Origin of the sequence: Nocardiopsis sp. MT53, from assembly GCF_019598965.1 — a bacterium.
GTDB lineage: Bacteria > Actinomycetota > Actinomycetes > Streptosporangiales > Streptosporangiaceae > Nocardiopsis > Nocardiopsis changdeensis.
In genome coordinates, this window is record NZ_CP080599.1 from 6,362,726 (window position 1) to 6,377,187 (window position 14,462).

Genomic DNA, 14,462 nt, shown 5'->3' on the forward strand with positions numbered 1-14,462 from the left:
CGGGTGCGCCACAAAACCCCAGTTCAACCTGGGTATACATCCTCACCGCAGAGGAGCCGTCGCACTGATGGGTCCAGGGTGGGCCCGAGCTGGGTCCAACCCCCGGCGCTCACGCCGCGCCGCGCACCGACGCCCCCTCCCGGAATCGCGCAGCACCAGCCACGCGGTCCTCTCAGCCGCTTCCCTGGCCACTTCCGGCAGGACACTGGCATAGGTGTCCGCGGTCAGCACGATACTGGCGTGCCCCAGCATCGCCTGCACCACCTTCAACTCCACCCCCGCAGCCAGTGCCAATGTCGCTGCTCCGTGGCGCAGATCGTGGAACCGCACCGGCGGCAACCCGCTCTCCGCGTTCAGCTTCCGGAAGAGGCGTGACAGACGCTCAGGGGCCAACGGGCCTCCCCGCAGGACGGTGAACACATACCCGCGCGGATCCCACTCCTGCCCGCGTGTCTGTGCCTCCTGCTGTTGTCGCCACTGGTGGCGGCGCAGCACCCCTGTGGTGGCGTGGTCCAGCACGAGCATGCGGCGGCTCGCCGCGCTCTTGGGCGCCAACTCCACCAGGCCGCCCCGATTGGACTGGAGCTGACGGGCGATACGGACTGTCCCCTTGATCAGGTCGATGTCCTCCCACCGCAAGCCCACGACCTCACCCCGGCGCAGCCCGGTCATCACCACCAGGTGGAACAGCGCGTTCCACCGGTCCTCGGAGACGAAGTCCAGGAACTGGCGGGTCTGTTCCACCGTCCAGACCGCCACCGCAGGCCGCGCCCCACCGTGGGTCCACTCCGCGACGGCCTGGTCGGTCCACACCACCGGCCGTGTGCCGGCCCCGGGCTCCAGCCGCAGCCCCTGGGCGGGATTGGCAGGGAGCAGACGTTCGCGCACCGCGGTGTTCAACGCCGCCCGCAGCGTGGCCCGTACCCGCTGCACCGTCGTCGGGGAAAGGAGGACTCCTCCGGCCAGAGTGTGGCGGGAGATCCGGTCGAACGCCTCCTGCACCAGGGCGGGGGTCAGCTCCTCAAGTAGCACCTCTCCCAGATACGGGTCGAGGTAGCGGTCGATGTGCTCGGCGTAGCCGACCCGGGTGCGCAGGCGCAGCCGAGCCCGGGTGTCCATCCAGTGCCGGAGCCATCCGGCCACCGTCCACGACTGCGTGTCAGCCCCGCTGCCTCGGGCTCTGCGCAGCGCCGCCCGAGCGGCATCCCTGGAGACGAACCCGCCACGACGCACCCGGCACCGCCGACCCGGAACGTGCTCGAGATCGACCGAGAAGTACCAGCTTCCATGGCTCCGCTGCCTTAGCCGGGGACATGTCCGCTCCCCCACACCGGCAGCCCGGCATCCGCACCGCTTGTACACAGAACCAGACCCGAACACGACCACCACCTCCGAGCCCAGTCTCACCCCTGGCAACGGTGCTCAGAGAAGGCGAGAGCCAGGGGGCGATCACGGCACATTCGCGATCACAAAGCTCCCATTCCGAGGCCCGCACCTTCTCCGCTGTCAGATTCCGCGCTCACAGCAGTCCGGCGAATACTCCCTGCGCAGGTTCCGAAGACTCCAGAGACAGGCGTTGCCGACACGACGAGATGCGCTCCCTCACCCAGGCCCGAACAGCCCCCTGGTCATGGACCATGTCCAGCAGTTCTCGCGCCGCCCTTTGGGCCCCGTCCATCCAAGGGACAACGGGATCCTCCTCCAGGACAGCCGCGAAACGTTTCCGGGCCGCCGCGGTGTCCCCGGCCAGCGCCGCCACGACCCCCGCGTTCCACGCCTCCCACAGGAGCCCGCGCCCGACCGGCCGCCCCGCCATATGCCGCTCCACCGACTCCAGATCGACGAACCTGCACCGCAATTCCACTATCCGCTCCCGCGCAAGAAGAGCGAGATCCTCCGCGACCGGTGCGAACTGCCCATCGTCGCGGTAGTCCACGGTTCCGCTCAACCGCTCACCGACGTTGAAGGTGAAGTGGTCGACGTCCTGCCACAGCCACATCGCTCCGACGTGGAGCCCACTGCCCTGACTCCATTGAGGGGAAGGGAACTCCACGAGCCCCAGCCACCACCCACGGTCGTCCAACCACAACCGGGACCGGCCGCGCTGCCGAAGCCCCAGAGGACGAAGCCGAGCACGAGCCGCCACAGCTACCAGCCGCGATGCGGAGGAAACAGACGCCATGACGGCATTCTCCTTCCTTGTCAAGGTGACAGATACCCGGACGGCCCTGTCGAGAAAGGAAATTGTGCGTTGCGGGGGACAGAAGAGACCACACCCAGCTGGACCTTGCGAGGTGCCATCGGACGCCGCCAGGGGCCGGTGTGTGCTCCGTTCGTGCTCCACAGTTCTGGACCGGGGTGGCATCAGCGGGCAGCTCTTGATACGAAACGACAGCAGTGATCGGATGGGGTGGCATGAAACGGCACAGAATGACACGTGGCGGCACCGAACCAGCTAACTTCTAATCCGATGGCTCCGGACAACACTGAAGGAGCGCCCCTACTTCAGCCAGCCGCGTCATGGGAAATGGCCGGGGAAGACCACCAGTGCCAGGGCTGGGAGATGGTGGGGGAACAGGCCGCCGGAGCAGGCGCCGACATCGATCTTTGCTGCCGTTAACACCTGTCGGGGGTGAGGTAGACGATGGTCTTGTTCTCCAGAGCGAGCAGGGCTTGCCGAGTCCAGGCCCAGACGTCTTCGCGAAGGCGCTGGGATACCTGCTCAGGGGTGAACCAGCCGATGTCTCCGACCTCCGGATCCACCGGGCGCAGGTTCGCGGCACGTTCGGGTACAAGCACTCCACCGTCGAAGATGAACATGAGCAGGTCGTCCCAGGGATCGCGGGGCGGGGCCCACTCCACGCACAGCAGATCTCCCAGAACGAAGTCCAGACCGAGTTCTTCGCGTACCTCGCGCAGGGCGGCCTCGTGTGGGGATTCGTTGGCCTCGGCCGTGCCTCCGGGGAGGTCCCAGAAGGGTTTGTAGGTGGGATCGGCCAGCAGCAGGCGTCTTTGTTCGTCGTGCAGGACGACTTTGGCGGCGACGCGTTTGCGGGCCTGGAATCGGTTGCCCTCGGCAAGTGCGTGGCGCCAGGCTGCAGGGTCGCGAACGTAGAGGGGTTCCTCCGTCTTGTCGCCACCAGCCATGGTCTGCCCCTTTGTTCATTCACCCGCGCCGGTTCGAGGTCGGCATCGGCGGTCTGTCTACGGCTTTCTCCGTCTGGAACAGCGCAGTAGCGACTTTGGCAGCGTTCTGGCATGGACCGTCGTGTTCTCGGGCCCGAACCACCTTGGCGCAGTGTGATCCGCTCAGTGAGGGCGGGTGGCGGACATGAAGCGAGCGGAGTAGTAGGCGCCGGCGACAGGTTCGACGCGGATGGTCTGGCCGGAGGAGGGGGCGTGCACCATCTGGCCGTCGCCGACGTACATGGTGACGTGGGAGGGGGCCGGGCCGCTACCGGTGTCGTAGAAGAGCAGATCGCCCGGGGCGAGGACGTCGAGGTCGACGCGGGTGCCGGTGTTGACCTGGTCGGTGGTGACGCGGGGGATGGAGACTCCGGCGGCGTGCCAGGCCATCATGGTCAGCCCGGAGCAGTCGAAGCTGTCGGGACCGGTGCCGCCCCAGAGGTAGGGCTTGCCGACCTGGGCCAGCGCCCATTCGGCGGCGATGCGCCCCTGCTCGCTTCCCCCTGGTGGGACGGTGGAGGCGGTGAGCTGTTGGTAGTGCTCGATGTGGGCGAGCACGTTGTCGACGTAGGTGTCCCAGGGGTTGTAGCGGAACAGGGCGTCGTGGAGGTCTTGGGCGTCGGTGAAGTCGACCTGCTGCTCGGGGTGGCTGGTGCACAGCTCGATGGCGCTGGACCAGGTGGCGTCGTAGACGTTGTGGGGGTCGGCGCGGGTGTCGTTGTTGCCGTCGGCGCCGTGGTCGGCCCACCAGGCGGGCAGGAGCTGGGTGACGCCGACGGCGGCGTCGTAGGTGGTGTCGCCGTCCCAGCGCCCTTGGTCGGTGTCGTAGTGCGGGGTCCAGTTGTTGCCGACGCCGGTGCCGTCCAGTAGTGGGCCGATGATGGGTGGGTCGGTGTCGCCTGTGGGGGTGATGGTGCTTCCTGCGGCGTGGTGGGATTCCTCGTGGCCGATGCCCGCGAGGACGGGCCAGGTCAGCCCTGTGCAGCCCGGGTGGGTGTCGGCGAGGTGGGCCGCGGCGCGTTGGTAGGCGTCCAGCAGGACGGGGTGGATGCCCGGGACGGAGGTGATCGTCTCCTGCTCGGCCCTGTGGCGCTCCTCGTCGCCCATGCCGATGGCGGCGATCACGGACACCAGCAGGAAGAGTCCCGCGCTGATGCCCGCGACGAGTCTGGACACAGCCGGTCAGCGGGCCAGGTCGGCCAGGGTGCGCAGGTGGCCGGCCGCGTCGCCGGTGGTGCGCCAGACGGGCGCGGCTGGCCCCGGAGCCGTGAGCAGGTCCGAAGTGGTGACGTGGGTCTGCACCCAGGGGTCGGGGGCGGGCAGGGCCGTGCAGAGGCTGCTCAGCCGCCCTGGTGTGGGAACGACGAACAGCACGGTGGAACGCAGCTGGGTGCGTAGGGCCAGGTCACGGTAGCGGTCGAGCTTCTTCCCCAAGACGCGCAGGGCCTCGGTGCGGATGTCGTACTCCACGAAAGCGTCCAGGGCGGTGCCGTTCTGCCGCCAGCGCAGGTAGCCGTCCGGACGGATGCCGTCGGCTTCCCAGGCCCGTCGGCAGCGGGCCTCGGTCCACCAGCGTTCCAGGCGGGCTCCTGGTGTGGTGCGGGCTGCGGTGGTGAAGGAGACGTAGGTCTGGGCCAGGCCGGTGATGTGGTCGATCAACGGTGAGGTGCGCAGATGCCGGGGATGGACGATGCGGCGCGGGTCGATGCCCCGGTGGGCGGCCAGGGTGCGGGTGCCGCGTCGGCCGAGGATCCAGTGGTGGGGCATGGTCCAGCGGGCCGCACGTGGGGTGAAGCGTTCGATCTGCTGGTGGTCGGCGAGGGTCTTGAGGCGGCGTTGGACGGCGCGCACCCCTCCGCCTCTGGAGAAGAAGAGGGCGCCCAGTTGCGGGGTGGTCATGACGCGGTGGTCGTGCAGGGCGGCCAGGATGCGCAGGTCGCGTTCGGTGATGGTGATGCTCATCGGTGTTCGTCCTCTCCCTTGGCATGGCGCGGATCTGTGCGGGTGGCGCGGACCGGCGGGGCGTTGAAGCGTCGGGAGGCCTTGCGGATGTGGTGGGCGCGGCGGCGAACAGCCGGGGGCAGGGGCCGGGTGCGCAGGGTGGCGGGCGGGAGTTCGGTGGCTCCGCTCAGGGTGCGCAGGACCGCCTGATAGGCGCCGAGGTGGGAGAGGTCGTGGTCGTTCAGGTGCGGTCGGGTGTGCTGGTGCAGGTGGGCGGCGTCGGCCGGGGAGGTGTTGAAGAAGACCTTGGTGCGGCAGTTGGCGTCGACCGCCGCGCGGACCCGGGCGGGGAGTTGGCCGAGTTCTTGGTGGGCGAGAACCATGGCGGCCCGGTAACCGCGGGCTTCGGCGAGCATGTCGGTCAGGGAGCCGGGCAGGTGCAGGAAGGTGGCGGCTTCGTCGAGGTAGACGCAGGTGTCGCGACGGCGGCTTTCAGGGATCGCGGAGCGGCCGGCGATGGCGTGCCAGGCGGCGGCCAGGGCGAAGGTTCCGATGAGGGCGGTGGTGTTCTCGCCCAGGTGGCCTTTGGGCAGGCGCATGAGGATGAGTCCGCCGTGGTCGAGCAGGTGGGGCAGGTCGAGGGTGGCGGCTCCGGAGGCCAGGACCGTGCCGGCCCAGGGGCGCAGCAGGACGGTGCGGAGCTTGTTGAGGAGCGGGTCGGTGGCGGCGGCCTGCATCTGGGGGCTCTGGCGTTCGTACCAGGTCCAGAAGTCGGCGAGTGGCCGGGGCGGCCGGGCGGCGGTGAGGGCACGGTGGCGGAAGGCCGGGTCGGCGAGCAGGCGGGGGATGTCGCCGAGGTTGGCGTTGGGGTCGCCGGTGCGGGCGAGGGTGAGCAGGGCGGCGCGGGCGATGTCGTCGGTGCGCGGTCCCCAGGAGTCGGCGTGGATGCGCTGGAAGATCCCGGCGGCGGTGTCGGCGGCGAGGTCAGGGGCGCCCAGGGCCAGCGGGTTGAGCCGTGGGGGCGGTACCGGGTCGGCGGGGTCGAACACGACGGTGCGTCCCGCCGCGCTCTTGGGTAGGCGGTCGAGGATGTCGAGGATGAGGTCGCCGCGCGGGTCGATGACCAGGGCGCCGCGTCCGGCGTGGGCGTCCTGGAGGACCATGTGGGCGAGCAGGGTGGACTTGCCCGAGCCGGTCTTGCCCAGGATGTGAACGTGGTGGCGGGCTTCGGCGATACCGATGGCGAGGGGGCGTGCGGGCCCGGCGTCGGAGTCGCCGAGGACACGGCCGGAGCGGGGCAGGTGGGGGCTGGGTGCGAGGGTGCGGGCGGCGGCGCGGACCAGACCGGGGACGGCGGTGTCGGTGGGCAGGTGGGCGATGGCGGCGAGTTCGGTGGTGCTGAGCAGGTAGCCGCGGGCGAGGTGGCGGTGGTTCGCCCACAGGCCGGGGAAGGGCATCCAGCGGCGGGTCAGGGCGTTGAGGCCGGAGGTGTAGGCGGCCAGGGACGCGGTGATGCCCTGGGCGCGGGCGCGCAGGCGGCGCTCGGCTTGTTCACCCGCGTGTTCGGTGGTCAGGTGACAGCTGATCTGGCAGGCCAGGCGGGGTGTGGAGGCCTTGGTGAGGATGGCGCGGACGTCGTCGGTGATGCCGGGCGGACTAACGGTGTGGGTTCGGGGTTCGGTGAGCAGGCCGGGGTGGAGGCCGCGCAGGCGGGCGGCGGCGGTACGGGCGCCTGCGGCGCGGTGCGGGGAGGCGGGTCGGGCGCAGATGCGGACCAGGGCGTGCTGGCCGGGTGAGAGGTCGGCGAGTTCGCCCAGGAGGTTGCGGAGCGGGTCGTCGGTGAAGCGGGTGCGCAGGGGGTAGTGGTCGGCGCGGGCCATGCCGATCCAGCGGCCGAGGGTGCGGGTGCCGGTGGGCAGGGCGGTGGTGGCCGGGGTGAGGTGGGTGGTGGCTCCTGGCCAGTCGGCGGCCACGGCACGGGCGACGGCGTGGGCGTTGACGGTTCCGGGCACCCACAGGCGGATGCGGATCTCGGTGGCGGAGGCGATGTACTCCCAGGCCAGGTGGGGCGGGATCAGCCGGTGGTACCAGCGTGGCCGGACCAGGCCCAGGGTGTGGGTCCAGAAGGCGGCGGCGTGATCGAGGGTGGTCTGTGGCGGGGTGTGGATCTCCAGGAGTCGGGCGTTGCGGGCGAGGAAGAGGGTGCGGGCCAGGCGGGCGGTGAGCAGCAGCGCGGTCCACAGCACCGCGGCGCAGGCGGCGGTGGCGGCCAGGAGCGGCAGGTTCAGGGTGATGATCATCGGCTTCCCTCCGTGTCCGTGGCCTCGGTGGGGTCGGTGGTGATGAGGCGGTGTTCGACCGGTGAGGCCACAGCGCGGAACACGGTGCGGTGGCGCCCGGCGGCCAGCAGGGCGATGCCGCGTTCGGCGGTGGCGACGATGTGGCGTTCGCCGTGGGAGAGGTGGAAGGAGTCGCAGACCGCGTCGAGGTTCTGCGGTGCCTGGCGGAGCAGGATCTGGGTGGCGGCGTTGGCGGCGACGGCGCGGCCGAGGTCGGTGGCGAGCAGGTCGGCCACGTCCTGGGTGAGCAGGGTGAGTCCGACCCAGTGGCGGCGGGCGTTCTTGGCCAGGTCGAACACGTAGCGGGCGCCGACCGGGTCTTGGAGCAGGGTCCAGCCTTCGTCGATGACGATGAGTCGGGGTCTGCGGGTGGCGGGGTCGGTGATGCGGCGCCACAGGGCGTCCAGGACCAGCAGCAGTCCGACGGTGCGGAGTTCGGCGGGCAGGTGGCGCAGGGTCACCGTGGTGAGGTGGCCGGTGGGGTGCGCGGTGGTGGGGCCGTCGAGGAGGCCGCGGTGGGTGCCGTCGGTGAAGGCGGACAGGCGGTCGGCCAGGGAGCCGGCGTCCTTGGAGCTTTCGGCGTCGCGACGCAGGGCGGTGACCAGGTCGGACAGGACCGGCGGTGTGCGTTCCCAGGTGGCGGGGTCGGTGGCGGTGATGCCGTGGGCGGCGTAGGCAGTCGGGATCGCCCGGTTCAGGGCGGCGGTCTCCTGCGGGTCGGTGCTTCCGACCATGGCGGTGATCAGAGTGGTGAGGAACAGGGCCCGCTGGGTGAACGCCTGCTTCCCTCCCCCGGTGAGGTCGAAGGGATTGATGCGTCCCTCGGGCAGCCCGAGGGGGATGCGGGTTCCTCCAACGGCCGCGGTGAGGTGGGCGTATTCGTCGGTGGGGTCGATGACGACGGCCTGGACCCCGGTGTAGAGGGAGCGCAGGAGTTCGAGTTTGGCCAGGTAGGACTTTCCGGCTCCGCTGCGGGCGAGGACGACGGCGTTGTAGTTGTCCAGGCCTCCGTGGAACCGGTCCCACAGGACGACGCCGCCGGAGTGGGCGTTGGTGCCGTAGACGACGGCGGTGCGGCCGGTCGGTGCCTCCAGGTCGGCGCCGGCCAGGGGCATGAGGGCGGCCAGGGCGTCGGTGTCGACGCTGCGGCCCATGTTCAGGGCGTCGGTGCCCAGGGGCAGGGTGGAACGGATCCCCGCCCAGGGCCGGTAGACGGCCGGGGCGAGGTCGACCAGGACCGAGGCGGCCAGGGCGGACAGGCGGTGCACTTCGGCGTCGAGTTCGCGCGGGTCGGCGGCGTGGACGGTGATGTAGACGGCCAGGCGGAACATGCGGGTCTCCCCCGTGGCGACCCGGTCGGCCAGGTCCGCGGCGTCGGTGACGGCGGCCGCGCGGTGGGGGTCCTCCAGCAGGCCGCGCAGGGTGTCGGTGCGCCAGGCCGATTCCAGGCGGGCCCGGCGGTGGCGCAGGCGGCGCAGTGCCGCAGGTGCCGGGATCGGGGCCAGGTGCAGGGAGACGTCGGCGTCGCCGGGGTAGGTGAGCAGCGGATCGGCCCACCCGGCACGGACCTGGCGCGGGTAGCCGGTGACGATCATGGTCCGGGACAGGTGCCCATCGGTGTCCAGGTGGTAGGGGTGCAGGTGGATCTGCGGCGGGTGGTCGTTCATCGTTCCTCCGTGGTGGCCGCCTCGGTCGTGGCCGGTTCGCTGCCGGATTCTGCGGTGGCGGGGGCCGGGAAGGAGGTCAGGAGGAGCTGAACACCGGGCCCGTCATGGACGCGGACTCGCACACCCAGGGCGGCGAGTTGGGCGGCGATGTCGTGGGCGCGCAGGAGTAGGGCGTCGCCGTTCTGTTCCTCGGGGCCGCGGTGGGTGAGGACCAGCAGCACGCGGTGGTGGATGAGGTCGTGGTGGTGCTGGAGCGAGGCGAGGAAGACGGCATGGGCGCGGGCGGAGCGGCACAGGGCCTCGGGTAGCCGGTCCAGGTGGGAGCGCAACAGGCGCAGGTGGGGGTCCAGGTCGGTGCGGCGGCGCTGGATCAGGATCTGGATGGGTTCGGTCAGGGAGTCCAGGAGGGCGGCCCAGGCGGCGAGCATCCGGTCCTGGTCCTGGCCGGAGGCCAGGTGGAACGGGACGGTGGTGCACTCCAAAACCACGGCGCAGCGGTGTCGGTGGTCGATGACGCCGTCGGCGGCGATGGGCGGAAGCTCGGCGTCGGGGTCGCGGGTGCGCGGGCTGGTGTGCCAGCGGGCGGCCAGCCACAGACGGTGGTCCAGCCCGATGCCGTCGCGGCGGGTCCGGGAGAGCACCCAGGCGCAGCCGATGGGCACGGCGGCGGCAAGGACCGCGGAGATCGGGGACGTCAGGGCGGAGACGGTGGTGAAGAGCGCCCATCCGAGCAGGACGGCCGGGGCCATGATGAGGAGTTGGCGGGCGGTCAGGCCCCACAGGATCGGTTCGGGAACGTCGATGTCGGTGGGGATCTGCGCCTGCCAGGTGGACGGTTCGCGGTCCATGGCGGTTCTCCTCGGTGTGCGGGGCCGATGTGGGATCTACGCGGTGGCGGTCAGAAGCGGTGGCGTCCGGGCCGGGGCCACCAGCGGCGGCGCGGCCGCAGGGCGACCGGGGCCGAGTGCGGGGGCAGTGGCGGCCGCATTCCCGTGACGGGCCGCGTCGGCCTCCAGGGACGCCGTTCGGGCCGGTCCGTTTCCGATGGTTCCGGCCTGAGCCCTCCGTTTCGGGGCGGGATACGGTCCCATCCGAAGGCGTCCCGTGTTCGAAGTGGTTCGCGGTGCTGCGGTGGCCGGTGGTCGCGGGCGATCCAACGACGGGGCTCATGGCGGGGCTCGCCCGGCGCGTTCGGAGAACCCGGGGCGCTGCGGGGTGCGTGTGCCCGGGGCGGGCGAAGCCGTCCTGTGACCGGGACGGCCCTGAGGTGCGGCATGCCCGGCGCGGGCACCGTCCCGGGGCGCTCGCCCTGGCTGCGACGGTCAGGGAAGACCGTGTGGTGGAACCGGTCCGTCGTCCGGTCCAGAGTGCTGAAGCGCCAGGTGCGCACCCGTTGAGGTAGTTCGGTCGTCCGGTGGTGGTGCAGGTGGCGGACCGCTCGCAGGGCCCGTCCGGTCGGGCCGCCGCTGCTGCGCAGCGCAGTGCCCAGGGAAGCCGCTCCCCCACCGGCGGCCAGAGCGACCGCGCCCACGACGGCGGTGCGAACCAGGGACTTGGCCACCCCCGCTCCAGGGGTACGGCCGGCGGGCGACCCCACCGCCCGATAGGCCCAGAAGGGGATGCGGATCTGCACGTAGACCAGGCCCAGGAGCAGGAAGAGGTCGAAAAGGTTCGCCTCGCCCGCGACGATGTCCCCCATTCCGAACAGGGCCTGGGAGTCCGCGCCGAAGAAGATCTCGGACAGGGCGGTGAAGGCGATCGCCTGCGCGATCGGCACCAGGCACACCGCGCCCAGGGCACGCCACCACATCTGCGCGAGCGCGTTGGTCTGCGGCAAGGCGTGGAAGGCGAGCATCAGCGGGCCGCCGACCATGAGCAGAACGACGATGAGGATGCGGACGATCTCCACCAGCACCCACAGCACCAGCAGCACGACGAAGACCAGCAGGAACAGGACCACCGCCGTGGTCTCCTCGGCCAGCATGGGGAAGACCGTGCCATCGAGCCCGTAGACGGCCTTCTTCACGGCCGCGCCGTCCTCGGTGACGGCCCGGGCGATGTCGGTGGAGGCTCCGGCGGCCAGCCCCACCACGCTCAGCGAGGCGTTGCCCGCGACCCACCCCACCACCAGCCGCGGCAGCACCTGGCGGACCCCGGTCTGGGCCTGTAGCCCGTGGTGGGCCATCACCACGAACCCGGCGGCCAGGACCAGCAGGGAGTAGAGGATGTTGGCGGTGGTGGCCATGGTCTGCCACACCTGGGTGATCCCCGCGGTGGGTCCGGGGGTGGTGAACAGGTGGCCGGCGAGCCAGAGCAGAAGCGGATCGAGGACGTCCAGCACCAGGTCGTGGAACCACCGGGTGATGTGGCAGGACACCTCCAGTGCGCCGCAGTCGAAGACCTCGGCGTGTTCCTGTGGCTGGTCGGTGGCGATGCCATCGGGTGCGGGCTCGCGCAGAGTGCGCATCAGTACTCGTACTCCGTGACGTATTCCAGGGCCATGAGCAGGGCCTCGCCGCACAGGGCGATGAGGTAGCCGATCCCGGCTCCGGATAGGGCGCGCTTGGCGCGGTCTATCTCGCCGGGGTCGCCTCCGGCGGCGGTCCAGCGCAGTCCGGCGACCACGGTGAAGAGCACCGCCACGGACAGGGCGAGGGCTTGGCCCAGGCGGGTCAGGCGGCGCACCACGTCGCGCAGGTGCCCGGCGTAGGCGCCGGCCCCATCGGCCCAGGCAGTGGCCAGATCTCCCAGCAGCAGGGCCGGGCCCAGGAGCAGGGCCACGGTCACGGCCGTGGGCCGGACCCATTTCCGGTGTGGTGGTGTGCTCCGTCGTCGGTTCGCCATCTCGCCCCCTTGTGGACGAACGTGGAGTAAGGAAGAAGGGGGATGTGAGAAGGCGGGCGGCTGTGCGTCTCCCGCCTTCTCCGGGTGATGCACCTCAGGCGACCAGCAGCAGGGATTCGGTGGACAGGCGGCCGGAGCGGATCGCCTCGGTGAGGCGTTTCTCGGCGCGGGCGCGGCGTTTGACCAGGCTCCAGTAGCTGGCTCGGCGTTCGGCGGCCAGGTGGGTCAGCGGGAGGTGCTCCAGGCGGGTGCGGTTGATGACCTCGGCCTCGTCGGCGGTGAGGACGCCCGCGCGGACCGCGCGGGCCAGGACCTGGTCGGGGTTGCCCGCGGGGGTGGCTCGCGGTTCGGGCCGGGGAGTGGCGGGGTGCTGGGCGAAGGCGTCCTTGCGGGCGCGGATCCCGGCGCGGCGGGCGCGGCAGCACAGCGTCCAGGGCAGGCGGTTCCAGGTGGTGTCGGCGGCGCGTACTGCGACGACGAAGGCCAGGAGCATCTCCTCCTGGACGTCCTGGGCGTGGTGGGGGTCCAGGCCGCGGCACAGGCGGCGGGCGCAGACCTTCAGAGCGGGCATGGCCATGCCGAGGGCGGCCACCATCCACTCCTCGTGTTCCTGGGCGCGGGCGACCAGGCGGCGCCAGAGGCGGTCGCGGACCTGGCGGGCGATGGTGCCCGACAGCAGCAGGTTCCGCAGTTGCAGCGCGGTGGTGGGGCGCACGGTGGTGTACGCGGCGATCTGGTCGATGAGTTCGGCCAGGTCGAGATCCAGGCGCAGGAACTCGTGCTCCACGGTGGCCAGCGGTCCGGTGGTCATGGTTCGTCTCCCGTGGTCTCGGGTGATCAGGACGAGGACCACGAAAAACGGGGTGGCTGACGCGCGACGGGCAGCGGGCCGACGGAGCGCGAACAGTGAGCGGGCGGTCGGCTCACCGGCCGCTGACCGGAAAGACCCGTTCGGCGGACAGTGTCTGTCAGGCACGCTGACAGCCCACAGGCCCACCTGCGCAACGTTCCACCGGAAGCATCGTTGACCTGTGATGACATCCCTTGTCAGCTCACGGTGGCCGCTTTCGGTCAGCGCTCACGCAGGGCTGACCGGTGCGAGGACCCGGCGTTGACCCAAGAGTTACGCCTTTTCTCTCGGTGCCCGCTACGGATCAGAACGCGACGCCGGAGGAGCGCATGTTCTTCACGGGTACGGGTGAGGGCTTCATCATTCTCGAACAGCGGGACCCGGTCCTTCCTTGGGAGGTACGCCAGGGCACGGACGGGCTCGGCCTCGAAGGCTGGCGTCACCTCTGTTCTCTCGACAACCGGCGGTGGTTGCGCGCACCGAAGCCGGGGGCGGGCATTCCGCTTGGAACTGCTCCCGTGCGACCGTCCGCTCCCTTTTCGCACCGCACCGGCTGTGCGCGGCATGCCCGGACTCCCCGCCATACCGCGTCGGGATCCGGGGGTGGGGCCCGGGAAGCCACCACAGGGTTCGGCGGTGGTCCTCCGGTCGTCTGTGCGTCCTGGCCGCGCGCCGAGACGTCTATGCCTCGGACGAGGCCGTTCGCTCCGAGGCGGCGTCCAGGTGGCGCCACCGCACCGGGTCGTGATGGCGCCGGGCCGCGTCGGGATCCGGCTCCCGGGCGGGCAGAGCCCCGCGGTCGGCGCACTCCAGGACCAGCATCTCCTGGTCTCCGGGGTCGCAAGCGTAGTCCACCGGCTCCACCCGCGAGGCGATCCCGTACCCGGCCAGGGCCTCCCGCATCTCCTCCAGCGCCGGGTAGCGCCGGAAGCGCGTGTGCAGGAACAGCGGGTACAGGCGCACCTGCCACCGGGATACCCGTACCAGCTCCAGCAGGGCCTCGCGGTGGAAGTCCTCGTCCATCTGCTCCCCGTAGGAGAACAGCAGGTGGGAACTGAGCACCAGGTCGAAGGAGCGGTCGGGGAAGGGCAGGTGGGGAAGGGAGCCCTCGACGTAGCGGTCCGGCCTGGCCGCGATGTCGCGGGCGAACGCGCGCGCCGCCTCCGAGCGCATCCGCGTGTACTGCTCGGGGCCCTCGAACCAGGTCCACACGAAGTCGGCGTCGCCGTCGACCAGTTCGGTGTGCCTGTGCTCGATCTCCCGCAGCGCCAGTTCGCCCAGTCGACCGCGGTCGGCCCCGTACTGGGGGTCCACGGCCACGGCGTCCGTGCCGCGGGCCCCGGCCTCCGCCACGAAGCCGGCCGCGCCGCCCGGACAGTCCAGGATCCGCAGGGACAGGTCGTGCTCGGTGAGGGCGAACATCGCCCGGTACTCCTCGAAGGAGCGTGCGCTGATGAACACGGCCTCAGCCCCTCCCTCTCGGGGACTGCTGCGGCGGTGGCGCGATCCGGTTCTGCAAGGGCCCTCCAGAGTGGTGTGCTCGTCGGGCTCCGGACACGTGGCCCGGCCCGAGAGAGCCGTACCCGCCGCCGTTCCCGAGGGCACCGCGCCGACCACAGACGGTCGTGAAGGATG

12 protein-coding genes are annotated in these 14,462 nt (G+C 71.0%); all 12 read right to left on the bottom strand.

What is annotated here, in order from left to right; all coding sequences use genetic code 11:
* Nucleotides 1-42: 42 nt before the first annotated feature.
* Nucleotides 43-1,119 carry a site-specific integrase gene (locus K1J57_RS28615; protein WP_220561817.1) on the bottom strand — a complete coding sequence of 359 codons (1,077 nt, stop codon included), beginning with the start codon at nucleotides 1,117-1,119 and terminating at the stop codon, nucleotides 43-45.
* A gap of 400 nt (nucleotides 1,120-1,519) precedes the next feature.
* Nucleotides 1,520-1,999, bottom strand: a complete 480-nt coding sequence (locus K1J57_RS28620) for a hypothetical protein (protein WP_220561818.1) — start codon at nucleotides 1,997-1,999, stop codon at nucleotides 1,520-1,522.
* Nucleotides 2,000-2,616: 617 nt separating this feature from the next.
* On the bottom strand, nucleotides 2,617-3,147 hold the full coding sequence (locus K1J57_RS28625; protein WP_220561819.1) for an NUDIX hydrolase: 531 nt from the start codon (nucleotides 3,145-3,147) through the stop codon (nucleotides 2,617-2,619).
* A 162-nt stretch (nucleotides 3,148-3,309) separates the two neighbouring features.
* Nucleotides 3,310-4,362, bottom strand: a complete 1,053-nt coding sequence (locus K1J57_RS28630) for a C40 family peptidase (RefSeq protein WP_255646662.1) — start codon at nucleotides 4,360-4,362, stop codon at nucleotides 3,310-3,312.
* A 6-nt stretch (nucleotides 4,363-4,368) separates the two neighbouring features.
* Nucleotides 4,369-5,148, bottom strand: a complete 780-nt coding sequence (locus K1J57_RS28635) for a replication-relaxation family protein (RefSeq protein ID WP_220561820.1) — start codon at nucleotides 5,146-5,148, stop codon at nucleotides 4,369-4,371.
* Complete coding sequence (locus K1J57_RS28640; RefSeq protein ID WP_255646663.1) at nucleotides 5,145-7,427, bottom strand: type IV secretory system conjugative DNA transfer family protein; 2,283 nt, start codon at nucleotides 7,425-7,427, stop codon at nucleotides 5,145-5,147. The genes K1J57_RS28635 and K1J57_RS28640 overlap by 4 nt, the downstream gene beginning before the upstream one ends.
* Nucleotides 7,424-9,133 (bottom strand): VirB4 family type IV secretion system protein, encoded by a 1,710-nt coding sequence (locus K1J57_RS28645; RefSeq protein ID WP_220561821.1) that lies wholly within the window; start codon nucleotides 9,131-9,133, stop codon nucleotides 7,424-7,426. The genes K1J57_RS28640 and K1J57_RS28645 overlap by 4 nt, the downstream gene beginning before the upstream one ends.
* Nucleotides 9,130-9,981, bottom strand: a complete 852-nt coding sequence (locus K1J57_RS28650; RefSeq protein ID WP_220561822.1) for a PrgI family protein — start codon at nucleotides 9,979-9,981, stop codon at nucleotides 9,130-9,132. The genes K1J57_RS28645 and K1J57_RS28650 overlap by 4 nt, the downstream gene beginning before the upstream one ends.
* A 50-nt stretch (nucleotides 9,982-10,031) precedes the next feature.
* A complete protein-coding gene (locus tag K1J57_RS28655; protein ID WP_220561823.1) occupies nucleotides 10,032-11,600 on the bottom strand; it encodes a hypothetical protein in 1,569 nt (522 codons plus the stop codon).
* Nucleotides 11,600-11,977 (bottom strand): pilin, encoded by a 378-nt coding sequence (locus K1J57_RS28660; protein ID WP_220561824.1) that lies wholly within the window; start codon nucleotides 11,975-11,977, stop codon nucleotides 11,600-11,602. The genes K1J57_RS28655 and K1J57_RS28660 overlap by 1 nt, the downstream gene beginning before the upstream one ends.
* Nucleotides 11,978-12,071: 94 nt before the next feature.
* Nucleotides 12,072-12,788 carry a hypothetical protein gene (locus K1J57_RS28665; protein ID WP_220561825.1) on the bottom strand — a complete coding sequence of 239 codons (717 nt, stop codon included), beginning with the start codon at nucleotides 12,786-12,788 and terminating at the stop codon, nucleotides 12,072-12,074.
* Nucleotides 12,789-13,508: 720 nt separating this feature from the next.
* The gene (locus tag K1J57_RS28670) at nucleotides 13,509-14,288 is read right to left on the bottom strand and encodes a methyltransferase domain-containing protein (RefSeq protein WP_220561826.1); all 780 of its coding nucleotides are present in this window, start codon (nucleotides 14,286-14,288) and stop codon (nucleotides 13,509-13,511) included.
* Nucleotides 14,289-14,462 lie beyond the last annotated feature (174 nt).

Bases quoted from the DNA above. Each gene is read 5' to 3' on its own strand.
- K1J57_RS28615 (WP_220561817.1), bottom strand. From the start codon at position 1,119: ATGGACACCCGGGCTCGGCTGCGCCTGCGCACCCGGGTCGGCTACGCC.
- K1J57_RS28620 (WP_220561818.1), bottom strand. From the start codon at position 1,999: ATGTGGCTGTGGCAGGACGTCGACCACTTCACCTTCAACGTCGGTGAG.
- K1J57_RS28625 (WP_220561819.1), bottom strand. From the start codon at position 3,147: ATGGCTGGTGGCGACAAGACGGAGGAACCCCTCTACGTTCGCGACCCT.
- K1J57_RS28635 (WP_220561820.1), bottom strand. From the start codon at position 5,148: ATGAGCATCACCATCACCGAACGCGACCTGCGCATCCTGGCCGCCCTG.
- K1J57_RS28640 (WP_255646663.1), bottom strand. From the start codon at position 7,427: ATGATCATCACCCTGAACCTGCCGCTCCTGGCCGCCACCGCCGCCTGC.
- K1J57_RS28645 (WP_220561821.1), bottom strand. From the start codon at position 9,133: ATGAACGACCACCCGCCGCAGATCCACCTGCACCCCTACCACCTGGAC.
- K1J57_RS28650 (WP_220561822.1), bottom strand. From the start codon at position 9,981: ATGGACCGCGAACCGTCCACCTGGCAGGCGCAGATCCCCACCGACATC.
- K1J57_RS28655 (WP_220561823.1), bottom strand. From the start codon at position 11,600: ATGCGCACTCTGCGCGAGCCCGCACCCGATGGCATCGCCACCGACCAG.
- K1J57_RS28660 (WP_220561824.1), bottom strand. From the start codon at position 11,977: ATGGCGAACCGACGACGGAGCACACCACCACACCGGAAATGGGTCCGG.
- K1J57_RS28665 (WP_220561825.1), bottom strand. From the start codon at position 12,788: ATGACCACCGGACCGCTGGCCACCGTGGAGCACGAGTTCCTGCGCCTG.